Annotated in this window: 19 protein-coding genes; 4 read left to right on the top strand and 15 right to left on the bottom strand. The window is 45.2% G+C overall.

Annotated features, from left to right (window positions below):
• Position 1 precedes the first annotated feature (1 nt).
• The 11 genes from MADE_RS03825 to phoB form a co-directional block, all read right to left on the bottom strand.
• Positions 2–1,327, bottom strand: coding sequence for a tetratricopeptide repeat protein (locus MADE_RS03825; RefSeq protein ID WP_012517282.1), 1,326 nt, complete (start codon positions 1,325–1,327; stop codon positions 2–4).
• A 6-nt stretch (positions 1,328–1,333) separates the two neighbouring features.
• Positions 1,334–1,942, bottom strand: coding sequence for an energy transducer TonB (locus tag MADE_RS03820; RefSeq protein WP_012517281.1), 609 nt, complete (start codon positions 1,940–1,942; stop codon positions 1,334–1,336).
• A 3-nt stretch (positions 1,943–1,945) separates the two neighbouring features.
• A complete protein-coding gene (locus tag MADE_RS03815; protein WP_012517280.1) occupies positions 1,946–2,353 on the bottom strand; it encodes an ExbD/TolR family protein in 408 nt (135 codons plus the stop codon).
• A 32-nt stretch (positions 2,354–2,385) separates the two neighbouring features.
• Positions 2,386–2,904, bottom strand: coding sequence for a MotA/TolQ/ExbB proton channel family protein (locus MADE_RS03810; RefSeq protein WP_012517279.1), 519 nt, complete (start codon positions 2,902–2,904; stop codon positions 2,386–2,388).
• 2 nt (positions 2,905–2,906) lie between these two features.
• Positions 2,907–4,271, bottom strand: coding sequence for a MotA/TolQ/ExbB proton channel family protein (locus tag MADE_RS03805; RefSeq protein ID WP_012517278.1), 1,365 nt, complete (start codon positions 4,269–4,271; stop codon positions 2,907–2,909).
• Between the two features lie 13 nt (positions 4,272–4,284).
• On the bottom strand, positions 4,285–5,043 hold the full coding sequence (locus tag MADE_RS03800; RefSeq protein ID WP_012517277.1) for a DUF3450 domain-containing protein: 759 nt from the start codon (positions 5,041–5,043) through the stop codon (positions 4,285–4,287).
• 176 nt (positions 5,044–5,219) lie between these two features.
• Positions 5,220–7,868, bottom strand: coding sequence for a TonB-dependent receptor domain-containing protein (locus MADE_RS03795; protein WP_012517276.1), 2,649 nt, complete (start codon positions 7,866–7,868; stop codon positions 5,220–5,222).
• A 117-nt stretch (positions 7,869–7,985) separates the two neighbouring features.
• Positions 7,986–10,778, bottom strand: coding sequence for a hypothetical protein (locus MADE_RS03790; protein ID WP_012517275.1), 2,793 nt, complete (start codon positions 10,776–10,778; stop codon positions 7,986–7,988).
• 369 nt (positions 10,779–11,147) lie between these two features.
• Positions 11,148–12,077 (bottom strand): PstS family phosphate ABC transporter substrate-binding protein, encoded by a 930-nt coding sequence (locus tag MADE_RS03785; protein WP_043960572.1) that lies wholly within the window; start codon positions 12,075–12,077, stop codon positions 11,148–11,150.
• Positions 12,078–12,217: 140 nt separating this feature from the next.
• Positions 12,218–13,519, bottom strand: coding sequence for a phosphate regulon sensor histidine kinase PhoR (phoR, locus tag MADE_RS03780; protein WP_012517273.1), 1,302 nt, complete (start codon positions 13,517–13,519; stop codon positions 12,218–12,220).
• A 99-nt stretch (positions 13,520–13,618) separates the two neighbouring features.
• Positions 13,619–14,308, bottom strand: a complete 690-nt coding sequence (gene phoB, locus MADE_RS03775) for a phosphate regulon transcriptional regulator PhoB (protein WP_012517272.1) — start codon at positions 14,306–14,308, stop codon at positions 13,619–13,621.
• Positions 14,309–14,570: 262 nt separating this feature from the next.
• Here phoB and MADE_RS03770 point away from each other — a divergent pair, with 262 nt between their 5' ends.
• Both MADE_RS03770 and rdgC read left to right on the top strand, forming a co-directional pair.
• Complete coding sequence (locus MADE_RS03770; RefSeq protein WP_020742893.1) at positions 14,571–16,301, top strand: sensor histidine kinase; 1,731 nt, start codon at positions 14,571–14,573, stop codon at positions 16,299–16,301.
• A 135-nt stretch (positions 16,302–16,436) separates the two neighbouring features.
• Positions 16,437–17,348 carry a recombination-associated protein RdgC gene (gene rdgC / locus MADE_RS03765; RefSeq protein ID WP_012517270.1) on the top strand — a complete coding sequence of 304 codons (912 nt, stop codon included), beginning with the start codon at positions 16,437–16,439 and terminating at the stop codon, positions 17,346–17,348.
• Positions 17,349–17,537: 189 nt separating this feature from the next.
• Here rdgC and MADE_RS03760 read toward each other — a convergent pair whose 3' ends face one another.
• Entirely contained in the window at positions 17,538–18,101 is a 564-nt protein-coding gene (locus tag MADE_RS03760; RefSeq protein WP_012517269.1) for a helix-turn-helix domain-containing protein, read from the bottom strand.
• A gap of 186 nt (positions 18,102–18,287) precedes the next feature.
• On the opposite strand from MADE_RS03760, the gene MADE_RS03755 reads away from it, so the two are divergent.
• Positions 18,288–19,478 (top strand): benzoate/H(+) symporter BenE family transporter, encoded by a 1,191-nt coding sequence (locus MADE_RS03755; RefSeq protein ID WP_012517268.1) that lies wholly within the window; start codon positions 18,288–18,290, stop codon positions 19,476–19,478.
• Positions 19,479–19,598: 120 nt separating this feature from the next.
• Here MADE_RS03755 and MADE_RS03750 read toward each other — a convergent pair whose 3' ends face one another.
• Positions 19,599–20,435 (bottom strand): HDOD domain-containing protein, encoded by an 837-nt coding sequence (locus MADE_RS03750; RefSeq protein ID WP_012517267.1) that lies wholly within the window; start codon positions 20,433–20,435, stop codon positions 19,599–19,601.
• 413 nt (positions 20,436–20,848) lie between these two features.
• On the opposite strand from MADE_RS03750, the gene MADE_RS03745 reads away from it, so the two are divergent.
• Complete coding sequence (locus MADE_RS03745; RefSeq protein ID WP_012517266.1) at positions 20,849–22,543, top strand: dipeptidyl-peptidase 3 family protein; 1,695 nt, start codon at positions 20,849–20,851, stop codon at positions 22,541–22,543.
• A gap of 74 nt (positions 22,544–22,617) precedes the next feature.
• Here MADE_RS03745 and MADE_RS03740 read toward each other — a convergent pair whose 3' ends face one another.
• Complete coding sequence (locus MADE_RS03740) at positions 22,618–22,989, bottom strand: histidine triad nucleotide-binding protein (RefSeq protein WP_012517265.1); 372 nt, start codon at positions 22,987–22,989, stop codon at positions 22,618–22,620.
• A 156-nt stretch (positions 22,990–23,145) separates the two neighbouring features.
• Positions 23,146–23,946: an undecaprenyl-diphosphate phosphatase gene (locus MADE_RS03735; protein WP_012517264.1), complete on the bottom strand. Its 801-nt coding sequence runs from the start codon at positions 23,944–23,946 to the stop codon at positions 23,146–23,148.
• Positions 23,947–23,950 lie beyond the last annotated feature (4 nt).

Raw genomic sequence — 23,950 nt, 5'->3', positions numbered from 1 at the left:
TTTAACTTGCACCTAGCTCGGAAGCCAGTGCGTCAGCTTGGCGCTTTTCGCCTTGAACAAACTGTTTCCACTGCTGTGCCATAGCACGGCTTTTCTGATGCTTTTCCGCTTCTGCAAGCTGATTTAGCGCAAGTGCATACTGCTTTTTATTATACAGCGCCATGCCTTTAATCAAGTGAACCAAACCAGGGTTTCTTAAGTCACCTTTTTCAACCGCTCGATCAGCCGCTGCTATTGCGTCATCAAAACGCTCTTCATTAAGAAGAATTTGCGCTAACTGCGCGTCTAGCTCGCCATCTTCAGACAGTTCAGCCGCTTGCATCATTACTGGAATTGCTTTGTCTTGCTCTTTAGCAAGTGACCAGCTTTGTCCTAAGAACTTAAGGTTGCGCAAGTTTTTCTCAAGCACACCATCGTTCATCGCTTGTTCCATCAACTTAGCACCTTTATAAGGTACACGGTGATAGTAATAAAGCTGCGCCATGTTGAACACGTCAGCTGACGTATTAACAAAACCACGCTGATAAGCGGTTTCCATGATAGCCAATTGCTTGCGCTCTTCACCTAGCTCACCGTACATACCGGCTAGCTGGATCCAATACTTAGGTTCGTCAAACAACTTCACCATTTTAATAAGAACGTCTTTAACCTTTTGAGGCTGCTTTAGTTCATAGAAAATAGCACGTTGAAGAATTAACCAACCTTCATCAGGGATCATGCCTTCTGCTTCGTGATCAGCAACGGCTTCAGAAATCCACATTGCCGCTTCGTCGTACTGTTTATTTTGATAGTACGCTTGGGCCTTTATCACCTTGTTTTTTACAGGTACTGGACCGGTGTTTAGACTTTCCCAACGCTCCAAATAGGTGATGGTTTCGTCGTAATTACCCTGCATTAGGTTAAGCTGCGCCAAACTGAAAAGTGTGGTCATTTCAAACTTTTCAGGAATAGGCTGCTGCTCTACCACTTTGGCAAATGATTCCAGCGCTTTAGCGTAGTCTTCATTATTGTAATAAATGAAGCCGAAAAAGTTGTACATCATGGCTTTTTCGTAGGCGTTCATTGAGTCAGACTTATCTTCTACTTCTTTCAAAATAGCGATAGCTTCTTCAACGTTACCCGCTTCATCCGCTGCCGTTTGCGCGCGCGCTAGCTGCTCGTAAACCTTACCGCGCAGCGTAGGTACGCGACGGGTTTTCTTCTCGCTCGCTTTTTGCTCTTGCGCAACAGCGTCTGTGGCAACCAACATGCTAGGTACAGATACCGTGGCCGATGCAAATGCAAACGCCAGTGCACTAAGCAATGTATTCGTCTGTTTTTTCATCATGTTCTGTTACCCGTCAATTTGGAACGTAATACGGTTTTGCACACCAGAAACCTCTGTTGCTTCGCCATTTACCACACGAGGTTTATATTTGAACTTCATTGCAGCGTCAATGGCCGCTTGTTCGAATATACCTTCTGGGTTCGCTTCTACAACAATGGGGTCGCGCACCGCACCTTGCTTAGTTACTGTAAATTCCACAATAACGAAGCCTTCGATACCGCGCTGAAGTGCACGTCGTGGGTATACCGGCGCAACTTTAACGATTGGAAGGTATTCACCGTCGCCTGACTCAAGGGCTAAGCCCCCATCTAAAGAGATGTCGTCTCCCACTTCGGCACCAAAGTCCATCGACGTACCTTCTGCATCAGGAGAAGGCGAGTCCATTTGAGGTTGCTCCATTGGCGGAGGTGGCTCTTTTGGCTTAGGTGGCTTCTTCGGCTTACGATCTTTTTTCTCAACCTGCTCGTCCTGCTTAACCCTTACAAAGTCAAGCACGCTTCCCTTGGGCGGTTCAGTTAAGGCGCTGCCACCCATCTTGATAAGCGATTGCATCAAGAAGAACAGGCCTAACGTGATCGCAAGGGAAATAACAAATGCGATTAAATATCGTGGCATGATTTATTGCTCTTGGGCTGCAATCGAAACATCGTAAACGCCGGCGGCTCGCGACGCGTCCATAACCTTGATCAAGGTTTCTGTTGTGGCCTTTTTGTCAGCCTGAATAACAACAGTTCCCTGAGGGTTCTCAGCGTGCAGACGCTCAATGTTCGCCTGTACTGCACGAACGTCGATGCGGCGTTTGTTAATCCAAATTTCGCCTTTATCTGAAATAGCGATAAGAATGTTGGCGCGATCCTTTTTCACAGCCGTGGCTGCTTCTGGACGGTTAACATCAATACCGGCTTCTTTCACAAATGACGCAGTCACGATAAAGAAGATCAACATGATAAATACAACGTCCAGCATGGGCGTCATGTCGATGTTTGCTTCTTCCTCATCGACTAGGTTTTGAAAGTGCTGCTTCATAATAAATACCTTACCTTAACGCTTAACTAGCATTAACGTTGAATAATCAATGCATCCTCAAGATGCGTGCGTTCAGATTTCACCATACGAGTTAACCAGGTAGCGGCGAATACGCCTGAGAGTGCGCCAACCATGCCCGCCATTGTCGGGATAGTAGCTTTCGATACACCTGACGCCATTGAGCGGGCATTACCTGAACCCGCAATCGCCATTACATCGAACACTTCAATCATACCGGTAACCGTTCCCATCAAGCCCAGTAGCGGACAAAGCGCAACCAGTGACTGGATAATGGGGATGCTGCCGTTAAGGCGCATGGTTAACTGTGAAATCGTTTTCTGACGAACTTGTTCAGCGAACCAAGAAGAGCGATCTGCACGTGCAGTCCACATTGCTATCGCTTCTTTCTTGGCCTGCTTGTGCCAAACCATCAGATACATCGCACGCTCGAGGATCAAAAGCCACATAACGAATATCAGCAGACCGATGACCAGGAGAACCTGGCCACCTGTTTCTGTGAAGTCGCGAATTGCTTCTAGAAACTCGATCATGATTAGCCTCGCTCAGCGCGCTCTGCAATTACGCCAGACGCCTGTTCTTGTAGGATGTACACAATGTTCTTAGAACGTGTGTTTAGCATTGCATAAAGCAGTGTCATCGGAATCGCTACAACAAGACCTAGTACTGTTGTTACAAGTGCTGTTGAAATACCACCAGCCATTAGTTTCGGGTCACCTGTACCGAACAAGGTAATCGCTTGGAAGGTGTTAATCATACCGGTTACTGTACCTAGTAGACCCATAAGCGGTGCTACCACAGAGATAATCTTGATGATAGTTAGGTTGCGACCTAGCTTAGGTACTTCGCCCAAAATCGCTTCAGTAAGGTGAAGCTCTAGCGCTTCTACATCTGCGTTTGGATACTGGTCACGTACTTTAAGTACACGGCCAAGCGGGTTGTTTGTGTTTACTTCTTTGCTCTTAAGCTGCTTGTTCACTTTCATGCGCGTTAGCGTAAGGGTTACTAGGCGCTCAAGTGCAAGTAATAAGCCGAACGCACCAACGATAAGGATGATATATCCAACTACACCGCCCTGCTCTACACGCTCTTTAAGATTAGGCGCTTGAACAAGAAGACCTAGGATAGACCCTCCTGTTGGGTCGATACCGAACTGGACTAGCTCACCATTTGATGCTTGAAGCTCTGCCGCAGAATCGTTGTAACGGTCAGCTGGCTGGCGCACTAGTTCAGACACTGTGCCTGTTACACCGTTGTAGTCTAGGTATTTACCGTCGGCAACTAGCGCGAACGGACCTACACGTACTACAGATTTGTTCACTTTCTCGCCGCCTGCTTCAACAACGTCAGTGGTAAAGGTCGTCACCTTGCCTGATTCCGTCATTTCACGCTGCATTTCGAACCACACGCGCTCAATTTCTTCAATTGAAGCAAGCTTAGAGCTTGAACCCATGTCCTGTGCCATCTGATCCAAGAAATCAGAGCGGCCTGGGATTTGGGCTGAAATAACCGAGTTGTAGAATTTATTTTTCGTGTCACCAGCAATTTGCTGCAACACACCGAATAGTTCTTTTAGTGAACCTAGACGGGTGTCTAGTGCACCGTTTAAGTCAGCCAGTTTAAATTCGTTTTCTTCGAATTGAGTTTCAAGCTGCTCAGACTGCGCTAACATTTGATCGCGCTGCTGACGCGTTTCGCGAAGAATGCGATCTTGCTCTGCACGTTGCGCTTGGAAGTCGCGCTCGCGCTGTTTGTTTTGTTGTGACTGTGCAAACTGACCTTCTTCTAGTTGCTTAAGAAGTGCGTCTAAGTCCATTGCACGGTCGCTTTGTGCGAAAGCACCAACGCTGATGCTAAGGGCTGCTAGACCAACAGCGATACGTTTTACTGTGTTAAACATTCTCATCAACCTCTTAGTCTGTAATTGCCACTGGCAGCATTAGCAAGTCTGGTGCAAGTTGCTTCTTCGCCATGCGCAGACCTTTTGTAATTTGTGTACGATAGCTGCTATCAAGCTCTTCCCACTGACGGGTTTGCTTGTTCCAAACACCCTGCATGCTCGCATCGCGTGTTTGATAAATTAGCGCTGTACGACCAAGGCGTAGGAATTCAACATCACGCTCTTGACCGTTAATTGAATGAATACCGCTGTACGCTTCCATTGTGCGGCCGTAGTCCATCTCTACTTGGTAAGCTTCCATTACGCGACGGAATTTTTCAGACGCAGCAACGTCGGCACGGTCCATCATGGCGCGAAGGTCAGCTACGCGATTCGCGCGCTCTTCTGGAAGAAAAGGAACGTCTAGTTCAACGAACTGCTCTAAACCGTCAATCATACGCATCATGAGTGGCGTGATTTGACGCTCAACAACAGACACTTCATCAATAGCAGCGTTTAGGTCTGCCATTTCTTGTTCTTGGTTATTGATTTGCTTACGAAGCTGAGTGTTATAAACCTCAAGACCTTCGATTTCTTTCATCAATGTTTTGAACTGTTGAAGTTTGCTGTCAATCTGGTCAGTAATGCCGTTGATTTTTTCTTGCGACTTCGCTGCTGATTCGTTTATTTTCGCTGCCTCATCGACAACGGGTTTTAAGACTTCATCGTCTTGTGCAAGCACGGGTGTCGCGCTAAGCGCACCAGCTACAAGCAAGGCATTGATAAGCTTCATACATTCAAACCTTTAAAGTTAAAAGAAATCGGTTGTATCCGACTATAAATTTCTGCGCGTAGGATAGGAGTTTTCTGTGACAGTTTTATTACGAAACTGTCATAAATAGACCAAAAGTGTCATCTATTGCACATAAAAAAGGCCGCTGGTTAGCGGCCTCTGTAATAAGTTAAGGTTTAGAAGTCATATTTATATGACAACCTAATACCTGTACCCCTTGTCTCCGACCTAAGCAACGTATCATTGAATTCAATTTCACGATCTTCACCTAGGATATTTTGAACGCGTAATGTGACAGTGCTATTAAAGTCTGGGTAATACTTGTACACCATATCAAGTGAATGGAATGGTTGTTCGAAGTTATCGTCGAAACCGTCGATACCGGGAATTAGAATACGCTCACCAAATACGTTGTAGACGAGTGAGGCAGAGTGTTCACCGTTATCTGAGTCATAACCCAACTGCATGTTAAGTACATACTGAGAGTGACCCGTCATACGACGCTCAACATTAGTAATCGCCGCAGAAACACCGGTTTGCTCAACAATATTCTGACGATCTAACACGATTTCAGAATCACTGACAGTGATGTTACCTGTAGTAAACAAGTTGTCCCAGATACCGTCGCCAATAAAGGCCAAGTCTTGAAGGAATTCAACTTCGACACCATAGACCTCACCAGATTCTGCATTAGCGATACGAATTAGCGGTGGACCATCCTGAGCTGGAGATTGTACCGATTCAATTGGCGCTTCCATATCTTTGTAGAATAAGCCTACCGATACGTTGTTGCCTGCTTCACGGTACCATTCCCAACGTAAATCATAGTTAATGATATCTGTTGTGCTTACACCAGGTGTACCCGCAATCGGGAAGTTAGTTAATGGGTCTAGGTAAGTTGCTGATGACACTTCACGAAGATCCGGACGCACAACTGTTTGACCTATGCTCGCTCTTAACTGCATATCGTCTTCTAAGAAGTAAGTTACAGCAAGCGCTGGATAGAACCCGTCTTCTTGAAACGCTAACTGTGAACGATCCGCTTCGTCACTCAAGTCAAATTGGTTTGTACGCGGATCTAATGGCGCCACTACCTGACGGAAGTCTTCATAACGAGCACCACCAGTGAAGCGCCATTTGTTGTCATAGAAGAAATCAGCTTCTAGATAGTACGCATCAATTTTCTGACCCGCTACATAGTCATCACCAGCAATAGTCGTATCACGAATGATAGGTCGGCTAGACAAAGACAAGGTGTCTAAAACGCTGTCGCTGAAGATTTCGCTAAAGTCGTTACCATCTAATATTGAACGGTCTTCAACACCTAACGTATTGATATCGAAACGGCGGTTTTCTGCAGTACGAGTTTTGGTTACAAAGCTTGCACCCACTTTGTACTCAGTTTCCCACTTACCCATTGTCATTGGGTAAGTCACGTTATAGCCAAAGTTCTCCAAGCGGTCGTGAAGATTTTGGAAAGTATAACGAGCAGCAGTTTGTGCATCAGATAAGAAGATTTCGTTTTCATCGTCAAAAATACCATCTTCATTCACATCTTCCATAACGAAGCGTGCATTGAAGTTACCTGGCGCATAGCGTACCGAGCGGCCTAATGAGTATGTCCAGTCAATACCCATGAAGTTTAGCTCTGGGATGGTATGCTGGCCTTTAAGCTGATTGGTATATAGCGAGCGTTCTTCGTACTGAACATCAATATCTCTAATACGCAAGCCTTCTGCTTGGTTTAGGTTTTCAGTATTACCGAACATCTCGCGGATTTCGTCGCGCGTATCGTTTAGCACGATAAGGCTGTAATCAATACGATGTTGACGGTTATAGTCTACACCTAGTGTTAATAGTGAAGACCAAGTCACCGTTTGCTCTGTACCTTGGATATCGTCAAAGAAGCGTACATTGATAATGTCATCGCCGACTAAGTCAGGGTCTTGTAGCTCGTATTCTTCAGAAGAGCGGGTTTGGGCTGAATAACGTGAAGTTACCAAAAAGCCAAAGCGCCAGTCTTCATCGTAATCATAGCTGTCACCATAAGTGACATTCACGCGCATGTCAGGATCGGCAGACTCTCTTTCTAGCCCGTATTCTCTATTAACACCTTTGAACAGTTCCAATGCTTCTTCTGGCTCAAGATCGTCTAAGAAATTTTTTGAATCCCAACGTTCTTGAATAGCCGCTGAAACGCCACGAGTACCGTCGTCTTCACCTGTCCAATCGCGACCACCACCAGCATAATCTAACACATCACCAGAGTTTTCCGTATCGATACCAACCGCAGCTGATACGTTGAAAACACGCTGTGTAGGTATAGATTTCAATCGGATATTTACGTTACCACCACCGAATGCCGCGGGCATAGATGGTGAATACGATTTCTGAACCGCAAGGCTTTCGATAATGCTCGACGGGAACAAGTCGAGAGGTATTACGTTACGCGTTGGATCTGGGCTTGGCACGATTGCGCCGTTTAATTGTGTTGATGAGTAACGCTCACCAAGACCACGAACGTAGATGAAACGACCATCTACCAGTGTTAGACCAGTTACACGGCGAAGTGCACCCGCAGCATCACTGTCACCAGTACGAGCGATCTGCTCAGCACCCATGATGTCAGCTACGAAAGCTTGATTTTTTCGTTCTTCCATTACTGCCGTTGCCGTGCCCTTAAGGCGCGTACCGGTAGCGACAACTTCCTCAATCACTTCTTCTTCATTTGATTGAGCGAAAGCCATAGACGTTGGAAGCACAATGCTCGCTGCAACGGCTAGGCTGATGGGTTTTAGAAGAAACCTGTTAGCAGGTCTGTTCATGATGAACCTCTTTAGAAAGGAATACATTCACGAAAATAATTCGTGTCTTACAAACTTAAAAGCAAGTGCGCCACTGTTGCAACGCACTTGCTTGTTTTTAGCTATGCGAACTGTGTCTTATTCAAGACCAACAGTCCATCCCGCAGTCCAGTCATTATCAGCGTCTTTAACTGCGCCGATAAAGTCTACTGAAGAGAAGAAGCTGTCTAGCGTAGATACGTCAGTCGCTACTGTTGCATCTACTGTGTAAATACCGTTAAGTACTGTTGCAGTGTTATCAAGTAGGCTGTTACCTGCCTGCGCAGTGAACCAATCTTCTTGACTAAAGTCGCCAGAGTCTTTGATGTTTTCAGCACACGCTAGTACAGATGTTTCAAAAGTAAGCTGAGGCGTGTTGGTACCATCCATGTTAGCAAGTAGCGTAGTATCGCCATCGCTTAAGTCGGCTTCAAAACACTCACCCATACCCGCTGGACCAGTTACAACAAAGTTGTAAAGTTGTGCATTAGTTTGGTCGCGAAGTAGAACACCTTCAGAGTCTGCATCAGCAGTGTCGAACTCGTTACCAATGATAGTCATGTTAGCAACCATTGGGTTAGAGAACGCTGTGCCGTCGCCGCCGTCACCGTCGCCTTCAATTGCGCGGTTAGCATCAGAGTTATCTTCAGCGTGCTTAACAAGTACAAACTGAAGCTTACCTACGTAGCCGTTATCCCAGTCTACTGAGTCATCTTGAATGCCTGTTAGCGTAAGATACTTAACGTTTACTGCACCACCGAAGAACTCAACACCGTCATCTGCGTTTTTGTGAACTTGTACATACTCAACAGTAGTACCAGAACCCACACCGCCAAACGTAATACCGTTTAGTTCGTTATCTGGTGCAATTTCAAAACCGCCGTGCATTACACGTACATAGCGAAGTGTACCTGAGCTATCTGTGTTGTCAGTTCCGCCAAACACTGCACCTTCTTGTGCACCTTCAACCTGAAGTGAACATGACGTACCGTCTTGAGGGCATTTAGTTGATTCACCGTTACCTAGCACGATCATGCCGCCCCATTGACCAGCTTCACCCGCTTCTAGACCGCCAACAACGTGGTCACGTGAAGTGAATGTAATTGGGTTTTCAGCAGTACCGTTTGCGTTGATTTCAGAGTCACGGCTGATTACTAGGTAGTCGTTACCCGAAGCGCCGTAAACGGTTACGCCTGGCTCAACAGTAAGGGTTGCGCTGTTTTCTTTATCTCCACCTACAAATACTGCACCTGAAAGCGCGTAGAAGTTACCTTCTGTAAGCGTAAGGTCAGATGTAATAGTACCAGACACTTCACACGTAGTGGTTGAACCGTCTACTGGTGTAATTGAAGTGGTACCTGATGGACAGCCTGAAGCAGATTGTACTAGCTCGATGTTACCGCCACCGAAACCAAATGCCCAACCTTCACGCCAGTCAGTTTCACCAACCGCACCAACAAATGTGTTCGCTTCAAAGAAAGTATCAAGCAATGTAGACGCGTCGCCACCCGCTGTAAGAAGCGCGCTTTCTGCGGTTAATGTACCGTCAGGGTTTAGACCAAGGTTTGCACGGTCTTCAAACGCGATAAGCTGGTTGCCGTCTTGGCCTGTGAACCACGCTTCTAGGTCAACGGCACCTTCAGGTGAGTTAAACGGCTCAGAACATGCAATTGCTGAATAAGTCATGGTTAGGTCACCGTCAGAAAGGTTAGCTTGAACCGTTTCGTCAGTGTCCATTTCTAAACACTCGCCCATTGCTTCAGGACCAGTGATAAGGAAGTTCATTAGGTTTGCGCCAGTTTGGTCACGAAGTAGAAGACCTTCAGAGTCAGCATCGGCTGTGTCGAACGTGTTACCGATAACCGTCATATTTGCGATCATTGGCTTAGAGAATTCAAGGCCGTCACCGCCGTCACCGTCACCTTCGATACCGCGGTTAGCGTCAGAGTTGTCAGCAGCGTGCTGCACGTAAACATACTGAAGCTTACCTTTATAACCGTTGTCCCAGTCTACTGAGTCATCTTGGTTAGCAGTAAGTACAAGGTGTTTTGCGTTTACCGCACCACCGAAGAATTCAACACCGTCATCAGCGTTGCTGTGAACCTGTACGTAATCAACTTCTGTACCTGAACCAACACCACCAAAAGTAATACCGTTAAGTTCATTGTCTGGTGCAATTTCAAAGCCCGCATACTTAACAACAACGTACTTAAGGATACCAGAGTTGTCTGTATCGTCAGTACCACCGAATACCGCACCTTCTTCTGCACCTTCTACTTGAAGCGCACAGTCAGAACCATCTTGTGGACACTTAGTTGACGTACCGTTACCAAGGATAACAACGCCACCCCATTGGCCTGCGCCAACTTCATCACCTACCACGTCATTGAATGATGTCATAATGATAGGAGCAGATGCAGTACCTTCGGCTTCAATTTTTGAGTCACGGCTTACAACCAGATAATCTGCACCAGTACGACCGAAGATTATTGTACCTTCTTCAATAGCAAGCGTTACGCTGTCTGCTTTGTCGTTACCGATAAATACTGGACCTTCAAGTGCCCATACTGTGTCGTTAGTTAGTGTGATTACGCCTTGGTCGTCTGCGTCATCTGCAGTTAAACGACCGGTAAGTACACGAACTTCAACGTCTTGACCGAATGCGTCGCTTACTTCGCCGCTAAGGAAAGTACTTGATTCACCTGGAGCTGTATCATCTGAACCTGTATCGCCACCAGTATCGCCACCAGTATCACCACCAGTGTCGCCACCGTTGTTATTAGTTACGCTGTTATCAATATCGCCTTCACTGATATTGATGTCGCCGCCACAGCCTGCTAGCACAAGCGCTGTAGCGATAGCCGAAGCTTTGAAAAGTTGCTTAAGTTCCATGTGTTTCTCCAAGTACGGTATAATTATGGATTTTGAAAACGCGGAAACTTTACCTAAGGTAGATGACACATTTGTTACATTAAGGCGCTGTAACAAAAGTTTCACAGAAAAAGTTCATTTTTGAGCTAAAAAAAGCAAGTTAAAACCACTAACTCCGTTCAAGCTTTTAGTTTTTAACTATTTTTTTGATACTAGCAAAATAATCGCCGTTTCATTGGCTGTGATGTAAAAGAGGTTACTCGACGTCGGTTCAAGTTAAAAAAGCACAAGATAGATGCCATTGGGTGCATGGCTGCATTTTTTATGACGCTATTATGACAGGCCGCGCTATGGCAAAAAACTGTGTAAACACTATAGCTTGGCGCTTAATTATTCACTCAACAAACGACGCTGACGAACAAGCACATCTTCACGAATGGGGAAATACCCATCCCTTAATACTTGTCGCTGCCCTTCTTTAGATAATATGTACCGTAAAAACTCTCGTTCTAGGGTGGGTAACGGTTCGCCCGGCTTTTTATTGATAACTAAATAAAGAAAGCGAGCAAAGGGGTAGGATTCATTGCGAACAGTATCGATAGACAGGGGGATTAAGTTGTCCATAGACTCACCTAATGGCAGTGCGCGCACGCCCGCGGTTTTATAACCATAGGCAGCATAACCGATGGCGCCAGTACCGCTGGCTACCGACAGCACCACCGATGCGGAACCCGGCTGCTCGTTCACCGTATTTTTAAAATCGCCGTCACACAGCGCCATGACTTTAAATAAACCATAGGTTCCCGATACTGAGTTCCGGCCATATAGCCGGATAGGAGAGCGGTACGCTACGTCATTCACCCCGAGTTGAGACCACGTCGTAATTTCATTATCGCTACCACAAAACTGGGTCTCGGAAAAAACCGCATCCACCTGCTCAAGGGTCATACCCGGTAGCGGGTTGCGTCTATCAACAAAAATTGCGATGGCATCCATTGCCACTTTTAATACTGTGGGCGGATAACCGTGTGTGCGGGTGAAGTCTCTTATTTCGCTAGGCTTTAGTTCACGACTCATTGGCCCTATTGTCGCGGTGCCTTCGATAAGCGCTGGAGGGGCAGTCGATGAACCCGAAGCTTGAATTTGAAAGCCTACTTGAGGATAAAGCGTTTTAAACTCTTGAGACCAAAAGGTCATTAAGTTCGCCAATGTGTCTGAACCTACTGAAGATATCTTCCCCGCTACGCCCGGTACACGTTCGTAAGCCGGCACTTGATAGGCTTTCGTCACGGTCTGTTCATGCTCTTGCTCTAAAACCACGGCTGGCGTTTTTAACGACAATAGAGTACAACCCAAAAAGACCAAGCTTAACAGGCTAAAACGATGTAAACTCACTGATACTCCCCCGTAATCGCCTGGTGTTCTGATTGCATAACTATCACATTCAAAAACCTTAAACACTACAGCTGCTCAGCAATAAGTTCTTTATCTAATACAAACGAGAAGTTACTGCCCTCGCCAAGTGTACTCGTAATCTCTAGGCGAGAATTATGATGACTTAGCACGTGTTTTACAATGGATAGGCCCAGCCCCGATCCGCCGGTTTTGCGAGAGCGCGCTTTATCCACGCGATAAAAGCGCTCGGTAAGGCGGTTTAGATGATTTGGCTCAATACCATCACCGTTATCTACCACAGAAAATTGCGCGCCATTGGGTTTACGTCGCCAGTACACATTAATTTCACCACCGGCAGGTGTGTAGTGCACCGCATTGAACACCAAGTTTGAGCAAGCACTTCTAAGTTCGGTTTCTACGCCAAATACATAAAGCTCTTCATCAATATGAAAGTTTATTTTGTGGTTCTTTTCTTTATTGAGCGCCTGTGCTTCTCTTTCCACTTGGGCTAGCACTGTAGGAATATTGACCACGTTTTCGTAAATGCGTTCTGAACTTGCCTCAATGCGTGACAATACCAGCAAATCTTCTATCAGGTTTTGCATGCGATGGGTTTGCGATGTCATTTCCTTCATCGCTTTATGCATAAACGGGTCTGATTCTTCATCTACAGGAAGAATTTCCAAATATCCATTAATCACCGTTAGCGGCGTGCGAAGCTCATGAGATACATTGGCCACAAAATCTTTGCGCATTTCTTCAAGTTGAGAAACCCGTGTTATATCACGGGCAATAAGCAGCAAGTGCTCTTCCCCGTAGGGCATGATGCGATATTCAAAGGTTTTATTCGGATTAGTTGGCGACGGTACTTCAATGGGGTATTTATAGTTACCTGCATGAAAGTACTGTATAAACTCAGGATGTCGCAGCAAGTTGTCTATTCGACGGCCTGAATCCTGTGGCCACTTAAGCCCTAAATCTAGTCGCGCTAGGCGGTTACACCAAATAATACACGCCTTAGCATCAACTACCACAGCGGCATCTGGCAGGGCTTCAGAACCTTCTCTGAAGCGCTTAACCAATTCGCCCAATTCCTTGCGTTTATTGCGGTTACGGCGCTGAAGATAGTAAATGCCTTCATAGATATGCTCCCACACGCCACGCACAGTAGGTGGAGACATCTTACGGCTATGCCATAGCCAACGGTTAAGTTTATAAAGGTGCCAATAATTAAACAATAAGAGCAGGGTTGCACCTATCGCTACTGCGAACAACATGTCATCCAAATACCACCCCACCAGCGCAAAAACCACAAGGAATAGCACTAATCGCAGTGTACTTCTCAACCAAGAGAAAGGGTAATACATGAAATAACTCGCGTTGTTAATGGTGGAAAATACATTCGCTCAAAAAGCGTAAAGGCAAGAGGGAATAGCGCATTGCCACTCCCTTAACATCTTCGTTAATTACAGTTTAGTAGAAAAACGATAGCCCGCACCGCGTACGGTTTGGATCATAGCATCATGGCCATGACGAGAGATAGCTTTGCGCAGGCGTCGGATATGAACGTCTACCGTTCTATCTTCTACATACACGTTTGTTCCCCACACGTTATCAAGTAAAAGTTCTCGACTGTACACACGCTCTGGGTGCGTCATAAAAAAGTGTAATAACTTGAACTCAGTTGGGCCCATGTCTAGGGGCTCTTCGTTAGCCATAACACGGTGGGAAACCGGCTCTAACTTAAGCCCGTTAAATTCGATAGGCTCTTCGTTTGAGGTCGGTGTTACTCTGCGCATGACCGCTTTTATTCGCGCCACTAACTCTTTAGGAGAGAAAGGCTTGGTGACGTAATCGTCAGCACCTGCGTCAAGGCCGCGAATTTTGTCTTCTTCTTCGCCACGCGCGGTAAGCATAATTACCGGTATATCACGGGTAAATTCATGTTGCTTTAAACTTTTCGCTAGCTGTACACCGCTTCCTCCCGGCAGCATCCAATCTAATAAGATTAAATCCGGATAGGGTTCGCAAATTTTTTCTTGCGCGATGTCATAATCTTCGGCTTCAATAATATTAAAGCCCGACTGCTCAAGTACGAACTTAAGCATTTCACGGATAGGCGCTTCGTCCTCAACCACCAACACTGTACGAGACATCGTTATATTCCTGCTCATTATTAAACGCCGTTATTATTAATGTGGTCTGTGACAGTTTTATTAAAACGATTACATTAATGTGTCAAGTTTAATACGGTAATAAAACAACTTCGCCCAAAGTTTAAGCGCTTAATCTTGTTTATTATTTCTTTTACGCATATTCTTGAATCGTCGAAATTACCAATCACTCTATGCTAAAACGCAACGCTCGAAACTATGTATAGAGAATATAGAGTCTGATGTAACAGGGGTATGTTTATCAATGACTGCGGTCAAGACAGGGTTATCAAGGAAGCTCTTAGCCAGAGTGTTATCGGTGTATTTCTCGCTGACTCTTCTGGTAACAATAGGACAGATCTTCACAGAGTACCTCAGCACTAAAAATCACGTAGAAAGCGAACTTCAAACTTTGAAGAACACGTTTTCCTCTAGCCTTACCCGCGCAATGTGGGAGCTCAATAACGATCAGGTCCGCGCCATCTCCGAAGGGCTGATGTCACTGCCCATCGTTGAAGGCCTACAGGTTCGCGGAGAAAACGGCAACTACATTGCAGACTATGGTATTCGTGCAAAACGTTCACTTGCGCCCATTGATCGCGAAGTTATCGAAGACCATTCTGGCGGGGTATTCAGCTACAGTTTCCCTCTCGTTTTTAAGTTTTCGGGACGCGAATCAACGGTGGGTGATGTTACCCTTTATTCTAGTTTTGATACTATTTTTAGTCGCATAGAGGTGGGCGTATTTTTCCTTATCGGAAACGCTATCGTAAAAACCACATTTCTTGTATTTCTGTTCATGACAGCCTTTCGCACTATGCTCTCAGAGCCGCTTCAAAGTATTACCGAACAAATGGGTAACTTCGACCCCGAGCACCTCAGAGACAGCAAAATCAATATAGAGCTAGAAGACGATAACGAGCTTTTACAGCTCAAAGAGTCGTACAACGGCGTCATTGACGATTTGATAGTTTCGAAAAACAATCTTAACGACGCCAAAAGCGAATTAACCCTCGCCAACAGAAAGTTAGACGACCAAAACCTTATTTTAGAACAAGAGGTGGCAAAGAAAACCGCTTCTCTTTCTCAAATTATGCTGGATTTGGAGCAGCAAAAAGACGAACTTATCGCCCATCAGCGGGAGTTGCGCCAAGAAAACGAGAACCGTCAGTACATAGAAGCTGAGCTTAGAAAACGTAATCAAGAATTAGCTAACTCCATGAATACGCTTCGTCAGACTCAAGAACAACTTGTAGAGTCTGAGCGAATGGCGTCGCTTGGTGGTTTAGTTGCAGGTATCGCCCATGATGTGAATACGCCGTTAGGCGTAAGCGTTACCGCAGCAAGCTTTCTTCAAGAGCGCCTAAATAACCTAAAAACCGACTTTGAAGATAAAAGCCTAACCAGTAAAAGCATGTCGAGCTTTATTGATGAAGCAGAACAAACCGCCCTACTGCTACTGAACAATTTAGAGCGCGCTTCTGATCTCATTGCCAGTTTCAAGCAAGTAGCGGTAGACCAGACAAGTGAAACAGAACGAGAATTTGTACTTGGCGACTACATTAATGAGATTATTCTGTCGCTTAAACCAAGCTTTAAACATACCGAGTATGAAATTAATGTCTCTTGCCCCGACAACTTAGTAGTGAAATGTGCGCCTGGCGCTATTGCACAAATTGTTACCAATATGGTTGTGAACTCGCTTACCCACGGCTTTGAAGGTAAAACCACCGGCACCATTAATTTAGTGGTGAAAGACGCGGGTGACAATGTGGTTATCGACTACACCGATAATGGTAACGGGCTAAATGAAGAGGCATTAGAAAAACTGTTTGACGCCTTCTTCACAACAAAACGTGGACAAGGCGGCAGTGGCTTGGGAACGCATATTATGTATAACTTAGTGACGCAGTCACTAAACGGGCATATTGAAGCGCAAAGTGCGCCAGAGCAAGGCTTGCATTATACTATTCGCTTCCCCAAAAAGAGTACATGACACGCCTAGTATTCATTTTTAGACAGGTCGCACGTTAAGCGTACAATCATGACTTAATACCTTTTTATTCAATTGCGCAGTGCCACTTACATTGGTACGCTTGCGCCCTATTTTTATCAAGAGAATGCTTACACTATGTGGTTTAAAAATGTAAAAGCCTATCAAATTACTCAACCGCTATCGCTAGATGAGGGCGATTTAGAGCGTGCCCTTAACGAGCATGCTTTCCGCCCGTGCGGCAGCCAAGATATGGCAACTATGGGGTTTGCTTCCCCGTTTTCTCAGGCTGGTAAGCAAGGCACCATGTTTCACGTTGTTCAACAGCGTTTTTGGATAACGCTAAAGAAACAAGAAAAGATTCTTCCTTCTGCTGTGGTTAATGCTGAACTTGATGAAATGGCAGCCAAGATAGAAATGGAAACAGGCTCGCCGGTTGGCAAAAAAGCCAAAGCCGACCTTAAGCAAGAAATTCAAACCCGCTTGCTGCCTCAGGCCTTTACAAAAAACACCTACACTCATGGTTTTATCTCGTTAGCCGACAATTTGGTGGTGGTTGATGCGTCTTCTGACGGCAAAGCCGAAGCCTTTTTGGCCATGGTAAGAAAGGCCATAGGCTCGCTGCCTGTTGTGCCGTTTACGCGCAGAAGCCTTCAAAGCGAACTTACCCATTGGGTTACTGAGGCAACGCCTGAAGGCGTAGGCTTACTTGAAGAAGCTGAATTTAAATCAACTGATGACACAGGCAGCGTTATCCGCTGTAAAAACCAGCCGCTAGACAGCGAAGAAATTACTATTCACCTAGATGCAGGTAAGCTGGTCCAAAAAGTCGCATTTGAATATGCAGAGACGCTAGCGGCTGTTATGTGTGAAGATGGTGCCATTAAACGCATTAAGTTCACCGACCGCATTAAAGAAGAAACTGACGACGTACCAAAAGATCAGGTAGAAGCGCGCCTTGACGCGGAATTTGCGCTGATGTCAGCCGAAATTTGTACGCTGCTAAACTTCCTTCGTGGTGCGCTTAATCTTAACGACGATAGTTTGTGAGCGAGCGATCAGTAGAACGCAATCTATTCTCTAATATCAATTGAGCATTTAATTCAAAGCCTAATCACTATTACAGTAATTAGGCTTTTCATAAATATCCCTAGAGTACCGTTTCTAATTAGCTTGCTTTTGTAGAAGCGATTTTTTACAAAGGCTTTCTAGCCGCTCAAAAAACATTACTTAGCCACTTTAAACAGGGTAGTGAATTACCACAACAAAGCGCGTTTCTCCTACTTCATCTCGATAACCGTGTGGCTGATCTGCGTGCAATATACATTGCTCTTGCGCTTGATAGGCTTGCCATTGACCATCTTGCAAAACCCCTAACTTCCCTTGTAATACGTGAATGTGTTCTGTTACACCTATTTGGTGCGCCGAAGAGTGCTGCTCATGAAAGTCCTTCAAGCAAAGCTCAAACATTTCAAACTGAGTGACTGCATTAAACGGGAATAGCGTTTTAATGGTTACGTTTGGGTCGTTAGCGAACTTATCATCTGCGTGTTGAGACGTAGGCGCTGTTTCGTCACCAGACAAGAAAGAAGAAAAAGAACACGCAAGACCTGTGGCTATTTTCCACAGAGTCGCGATAGTTGGGCTAGACTCACCTCGCTCTATTTGCCCAAGCATGGCTTTGGACACCCCTGTTAATTTGGCGGTTTTATCAAGTGAAAGGCCTCGCCCTGTACGAACTGATTGCAGGTGTTGAGCAATGCTTTTTGAAATAGCAGAAGGCTGCGCATTTGCTTTTGTCATGTAATGAAGGCCTTTTACTTCGTCTCTAATGTTGATAAAGCAGTTGTGCGCTATAACGCACAAATGGTAAGTTACCTATTGTACGTTATAGCGCACAAAAAGGTAGAGTAGCACATAAATAGACGCTAAAAGCGTGTTTTTATCACTCAGTCGATTCCAAATCGAAATTCCATCACGAGGGTTTTCATGAGTAAATGGAAGTTAAGTCATATCAGCGCAGGGCTTACCGCCGTTACGGTAGGTTACAGTAGTTCTGTCGTTATTATCATTGATGTGGCACGTAAGGCCGGCGCTAGCGATGACATGGTAATAAGCTGGTTATTCGCGCTTGGACTAGGCATGGGTATTACCTGTATTTTATTTTCGTGGCTATCCAAGCTGCCCGTTGTTACCGCTTGGTCTACCCCTGGCGCCGCTTTCTTGTTAACGAGTATCGGTAATTACCGTTTAAGCGAAGCCATTGGTGCTTTTGTAATATGCGCAATGCTTTCTCTTGTAACGGCTCAAAGTCGTAGCCTGCTTAAACAAATTAGTCGGATTCCGCCTGCAATCTCATCGGCACTTTTGGCCGGTATTCTCTTACCTATATGTCTTGCTATATTCAGTGATGTGAACGATGCGCCGCACTTAGTCGCGTTATTTCTCGCGGTTTATCTAATAGGAAGCCGGCTATTTCCCCGTTATCTAATGCTGTTACTGCTGGTTATGTCGGTGGGCATTAGTATGTTTATGAGCAGTGCAGACGGTGGTGTTGCTTTAACAAGCGATTCATCAGGGCTGTCATCAATATTTGCCCTGCCCGTGCCTATTTGGGTAACACCCACTTTCTCGCTAAGTGCCACTATTGGGTTAGCCTTTCCCCTTTTTCTTATTACTACACTTTCTCAAAACTTACCTGGTATTGCTATTCATCACGCCCACGGCTATACACCCGACCATAAGCCTATTTTATCAGGTATCGCCATTGCTCAAGCCCTATTAGCACCATTTGGAGGCTTTACCTTTAACCTAGCCGCTATCACAGCAGCATTGTGCATGGGTGAACAAGCGGATAGTGAAAAGTCACAGCGCTATAAAGCGGCTATTGCAGCCGGTGTGGCGTATATATTTATGGGGCTTTCAGCGTCTGTGGTCGTAGCATTATTTGTTAGCATGCCCAGTATCATTATTCACCTACTTGCTGGGCTAGCTCTGTTAGCTACGCTTCAAGGGGCGGTAGTTCGTGCTATGGAAATAGAACATCACAGGGCCCCTGCACTGCTTACTATGCTGTGTACTGCGTCAGGCTTTAGCTTATTTTCTATGACTTCAGCAGTGTGGGGGTTGGGGCTAGGCTTAATATTGCTGTATGTTCAAAAGAAACCTGCTAACGCCTAGTGTTGCTTATTTAGCGCTGTACCCATAGCAACTTACATAACAAAAAGGCCGATACGTTTTGAAGATTCACTTCTGTATCGGCCTAACATTATTGTGTAGATCTGGGGGTAGCTTAACTGCTTATAAGAAAATTTGCTTCGCTGCGCTACTTAGCTCTTCGAATTCATCAGAGTGTAGTTCACCCATATCTTCTACAACACCGCGCTGTATCGCTAAGTTTAAAATAGCATCTTTTTGACTGCCGGCAGCCCCTGAAACCGCCGCGCCAACACGTACAAAATCGATATAGCTTAGGTTATCAGGCAGGTAGCTTAAATCTTTCCAGTTTTTAGCCACATTAACGAAACTATCGCCGAAGCCCCATTCTCTCATTATGCTCGCGCCGATTCGCCCCGACAATTGATCTATCGCAACTTCAAGAAATGTTGGGTTAGCAAATACTTCAGGGTGGCGCTCTGCTTCGGTTAAAATAGGCAACACACCAATGTTATGAACAAGGGCTGCCAAAGTCATAGTATCCATGCTCATTTCACGATTTTTAGTCCGGGCGATATAAAGCTGTAAAACCGCCATGGCACTAGACACTATGTTCACAGTATTGGCCCATTCCTGCTGTAAATACCGAGCAACCACGTCGTTTTTCGATACAAATAGCTGTTCCATTGCCAAGGCAGTAGAAATGTTCTTAATTTGTCGCAGACCAATACGCGTTACCGCCTGACTAATTGAAGTCACTTTAACGCTACGCCCCATATAAGCACTATTAGCAATTTTAATCATTCTTGCGCTTAATGACGGGTCCTGACCTATAACCTCGCCCATTGCGTTTAGGTTTATATCAGGGTCGTCAGCTGCTTTACGAACTTTCAATGCGATAGCAGGAAGTGTAGGAAGGACGAGAGTATCGTTGTTAATTTTTTCAACCAAGATGGTTGAAAGCGCGTTCTGTGTAGACATATTTCTACCCTTAGGAAGTTCCAAATAGCCCAGAAGGCAATCAGTTGCTGTATCAGTTAATCAAGTTGGTACTCGTAAACCAGCATCAACTATGACCGTTTATGCTTTGCTCTCCCTGCTTTATTAGCATAAGGCATTATTCGTTACGCAAAAATACAGGAGGTTTATTGTTTTATTATGATATTTCTATCACCATACTATAGTAGCGCTTCGGTTTCGACCAACTAAAAAATAGCAATTATCTAACCGGGGTTTTCGCACCGACCGAGTAACCAAAGCTTTTAAAAGTATAGACAACCAGTAGCAAAGCACTATTCAAATTACACAAATAATTTTCATACTTTTGTATAAAATCAAAAGCATAGCTATAGTGAGCTAGCTATTTTTCGACAGATAACACGGTAACCTTCATTATGAAAAACACACTTTCACATTACACTCCTATTGCTGCCGCAATAGCGGGGTTATTTATGCTTACAGCGTGCGGTAAAAGCGCCGACACAACACAAACAACAACGGCAAAACCCGAGACGACAACAGAGCAAACCTTGTTAGTTGACGAATCTCGCTTGTCTATTTATCACGGTATAGACCTTACTAGCGATTTGTCACACCTTAGTGACAATCAGCACAAAATGCTTTCGCTGTTAATCGATGCATCAAAAATCATGGATGACTTATTCTGGAAACAAGCGTTTTTTGAAGATAAAGATGTATTTCTTTCATCAATAGACGATGAAGACGTCCGCCACTTTGCTGCCATTAACTACGGGCCGTGGGATCGCTTAAACGGAGATACCCCTTTTATTAGTGGCTATGATGACAAAGCGCCCGGTGCTGAATTTTACCCCCATGACATAGATAAAGCCGAATTCGCTACGGCAAGCTTTGAAGACAAACAAGGCCTTTACTCTATGGTAAAACGTGATGAAGCAGGTAACCTTTATTCAGTGCCTTATTCAGAAGCATTTAAAAGCGAGTTAATGAAAGCCTCTGATTTACTTAAAAAAGCATCAGAGCTGGCGGAAGATGAGAGCTTCAAGCAATACCTGCAGCTTCGCGCCGAAGCACTTTTATCCAATGACTACCTTGCCTCTGACATGGCATGGATGGATATGAAAACCAACCCGATTGAGCTTGTTATCGGCCCCATTGAAAGCTATGAAGACCAACTTTTTGGCTATCGCGCTGCGTTTGAAGCTTACGTACTTATTAAAGATCTAGCGTGGAGTGAAAAGCTCGCAAAGTATGCGGCTTTCTTGCCTGAACTACAGCAAGGCCTGCCCGTCGCTGAAGCCTACAAAGCCGAAATGCCGGGCTCGGACGCGGACCTTAACGCATACGACGTCATTTACTATGCGGGCCATTCTAATGCAGGCAGTAAAACCATTGCCATAAACCTGCCTAACGACGAACGGGTTCAGCTAGAAAAAGGGACCCGACGTCTGCAGCTTAAAAACGCTATGCGTGCAAAATTTGATACCATTCTCGTTCCTATCGCAGATACGCTCATTGTACCTGAGCAGCGCAAGCACATTACATTCGACGCTTTTTTCGCGAACACCATGTTTCACGAAGTGGCCCACGGTTTAGGGATTAAAAACACCCTGGACGGTTCAGGTACCGTGCGCGGCGCACTAAAAGAGCATGCATCAGCCCTTGAAGAAGGTAAAGCAGATATTCTTGGCCTGTATATGGTACAAAGCCTTCTCGAAAAAGGTGAGATTACCGAAGGCGCATTAGAGGATTACTACGTAACCTTTATGGCAGGCATTTTCCGTTCAGTGCGTTTTGGTGCAAGTTCTGCACATGGCAAAGCCAACATGATTCGCTTTAACTTCTTTGCTCAACAGGGCGCATTTGAAAAGACCGAAGACGGGCTATACCGGGTTAATATGGAGAAAATGGGCGCTGCGGTAGAAGCGCTATCGGAACTTATTCTTACCTTACAAGGTGATGGCGATTACGATGGCGTGGCTGAATTGGTTGAGACAATGGGTGTGATTAAACCTGACCTTGCATCAGATTTAGCGCGCTTAGAGGCGGCGAGTATTCCGGTTGATATTCACTTCAACCAAGGTAAAAAAGTACTAGGGCTTAGCGAGTAACTTCGTTAGCTTACTTAAATACCAAAAAGGCCGCTTTCTAAAGCGGCCTTTTTATATGACAGGGTGAAACCTTGCTATTCAACGTGTTGTTTCATATTTTCCGTGTACGGAGGCCACCCCAAAGGCTTACCCGCTAGCACGTGAAGATGAATGTGATAAACCGTTTGCCCGCCATATTCATTACAGTTCATGACAGTGCGGTAACCCTGATCGGCAAACCCTTCTTCTTTGGCGATTTTAGCCGCTACAAAAGAAAGATGCCCCACCACTTCCCTGTCTTCTTCAGCAATATCATTGACTGTAGCAATCTGCTTTTTCGGAATTACCAGAAAGTGATAAGGAGCTTGAGGATTAATGTCTTTAAACGCCAGCGATAAATCGTCTTCATAGAGAATCTCTGCTGGGATTTCTTTATTGATAATTTTATCGAAAATAGTTTCTGCCATATCTTACTTCCCTTATCAAAATGTTGTTTCTCGCAAACTTTAGGGCTTAAGTACAATTGTTCAGCTATACCTTTGAAGCTACGTACTATGCCCTGTGCGAATTCATATCCAATTCTTTACTACGCTTTCGCTGTTTTATCTTTTATTCGCTCACGCTTAAGCAAAGACAAACCACAAAAGCACAGCACCTAACGCTAAACGGTAAATAACAAAAGGCAGCATACCAATGCGTGCAATCCAGCTTAGGAATAAATAAATACACAAATAAGCGCTAACAAATGAAAAGGCGGCACCATAAAGAAGCGCATACCAATCCACCGCTTCATTGGCACTTAGCAGGTCGAGGGTTGCTAAAAGCCCGGCACCTAGAATAACCGGAATAGAAAGCAAAAATGAAAATCGCGCGCACGCTTCACGTTTTAGCCCTAACATAAGACCCGCGGTCATAGTGATACCTGAACGAGACGTGCCCGGTATTAAAGCCAATACTTGTGCTAAGCCAATATATATAGCTTGCTTTAGGGTTAAGCCTTCAAGCTCTTGCTCTCGTTTTGCGGTCGCGTCGGCATACCAAAGTAATAACCCGAAGATAATCGTCGTACCCGCAATAACAAGGGCAGTTCGAGCGTTTTCTTCTATCCAGCCTTTCATAAGAAAGCCGATAATAACAGCCGGAATCGTACCAACGATCACATACCACGCCAGCTTGCTGTCGGTGGACTGCTGTTTACTGAAGCCTTGCGTGACCCACGCAACCGTCATTTGCCCTATCTCTTGACGGAAGTAAATCATCACGGCCAATAGACTCCCCACGTGCACGGCAACGTCAAAGGCTAGCCCTTGGCTTACCCACCCCAGCAATTCGGCAGGCAAAAGTAGGTGCCCAGAACTGCTAATAGGAAGAAATTCAGTTACGCCCTGAATAATTGCTAAAATAATGATTTCAAAAAGTGTCATTCCT

This window comes from Alteromonas mediterranea DE (assembly GCF_000020585.3).
Classification (GTDB): domain Bacteria; phylum Pseudomonadota; class Gammaproteobacteria; order Enterobacterales; family Alteromonadaceae; genus Alteromonas; species Alteromonas mediterranea.
This window is presented reverse-complemented; position numbering and strand designations above follow the sequence as displayed.

Excerpts from the sequence above, each read along its gene's own strand:
- MADE_RS03755 (WP_012517268.1), top strand. The coding sequence starts at position 18,288 with ATGAGTAAATGGAAGTTAAGTCATATCAGCGCAGGGCTTACCGCCGTT.
- MADE_RS03770 (WP_020742893.1), top strand. The coding sequence starts at position 14,571 with ATGACTGCGGTCAAGACAGGGTTATCAAGGAAGCTCTTAGCCAGAGTG.
- MADE_RS03825 (WP_012517282.1), bottom strand. The coding sequence starts at position 1,327 with ATGATGAAAAAACAGACGAATACATTGCTTAGTGCACTGGCGTTTGCA.
- phoB (WP_012517272.1), bottom strand. The coding sequence starts at position 14,308 with ATGTCTCGTACAGTGTTGGTGGTTGAGGACGAAGCGCCTATCCGTGAA.
- MADE_RS03735 (WP_012517264.1), bottom strand. The coding sequence starts at position 23,946 with ATGACACTTTTTGAAATCATTATTTTAGCAATTATTCAGGGCGTAACT.
- phoR (WP_012517273.1), bottom strand. The coding sequence starts at position 13,519 with ATGTATTACCCTTTCTCTTGGTTGAGAAGTACACTGCGATTAGTGCTA.
- rdgC (WP_012517270.1), top strand. The coding sequence starts at position 16,437 with ATGTGGTTTAAAAATGTAAAAGCCTATCAAATTACTCAACCGCTATCG.
- MADE_RS03790 (WP_012517275.1), bottom strand. The coding sequence starts at position 10,778 with ATGGAACTTAAGCAACTTTTCAAAGCTTCGGCTATCGCTACAGCGCTT.
- MADE_RS03750 (WP_012517267.1), bottom strand. The coding sequence starts at position 20,435 with ATGTCTACACAGAACGCGCTTTCAACCATCTTGGTTGAAAAAATTAAC.
- MADE_RS03815 (WP_012517280.1), bottom strand. The coding sequence starts at position 2,353 with ATGAAGCAGCACTTTCAAAACCTAGTCGATGAGGAAGAAGCAAACATC.
- MADE_RS03740 (WP_012517265.1), bottom strand. The coding sequence starts at position 22,989 with ATGGCAGAAACTATTTTCGATAAAATTATCAATAAAGAAATCCCAGCA.
- MADE_RS03745 (WP_012517266.1), top strand. The coding sequence starts at position 20,849 with ATGAAAAACACACTTTCACATTACACTCCTATTGCTGCCGCAATAGCG.
- MADE_RS03805 (WP_012517278.1), bottom strand. The coding sequence starts at position 4,271 with ATGTTTAACACAGTAAAACGTATCGCTGTTGGTCTAGCAGCCCTTAGC.
- MADE_RS03795 (WP_012517276.1), bottom strand. The coding sequence starts at position 7,868 with ATGAACAGACCTGCTAACAGGTTTCTTCTAAAACCCATCAGCCTAGCC.
- MADE_RS03820 (WP_012517281.1), bottom strand. The coding sequence starts at position 1,942 with ATGCCACGATATTTAATCGCATTTGTTATTTCCCTTGCGATCACGTTA.
- MADE_RS03810 (WP_012517279.1), bottom strand. The coding sequence starts at position 2,904 with ATGATCGAGTTTCTAGAAGCAATTCGCGACTTCACAGAAACAGGTGGC.
- MADE_RS03760 (WP_012517269.1), bottom strand. The coding sequence starts at position 18,101 with ATGACAAAAGCAAATGCGCAGCCTTCTGCTATTTCAAAAAGCATTGCT.
- MADE_RS03800 (WP_012517277.1), bottom strand. The coding sequence starts at position 5,043 with ATGAAGCTTATCAATGCCTTGCTTGTAGCTGGTGCGCTTAGCGCGACA.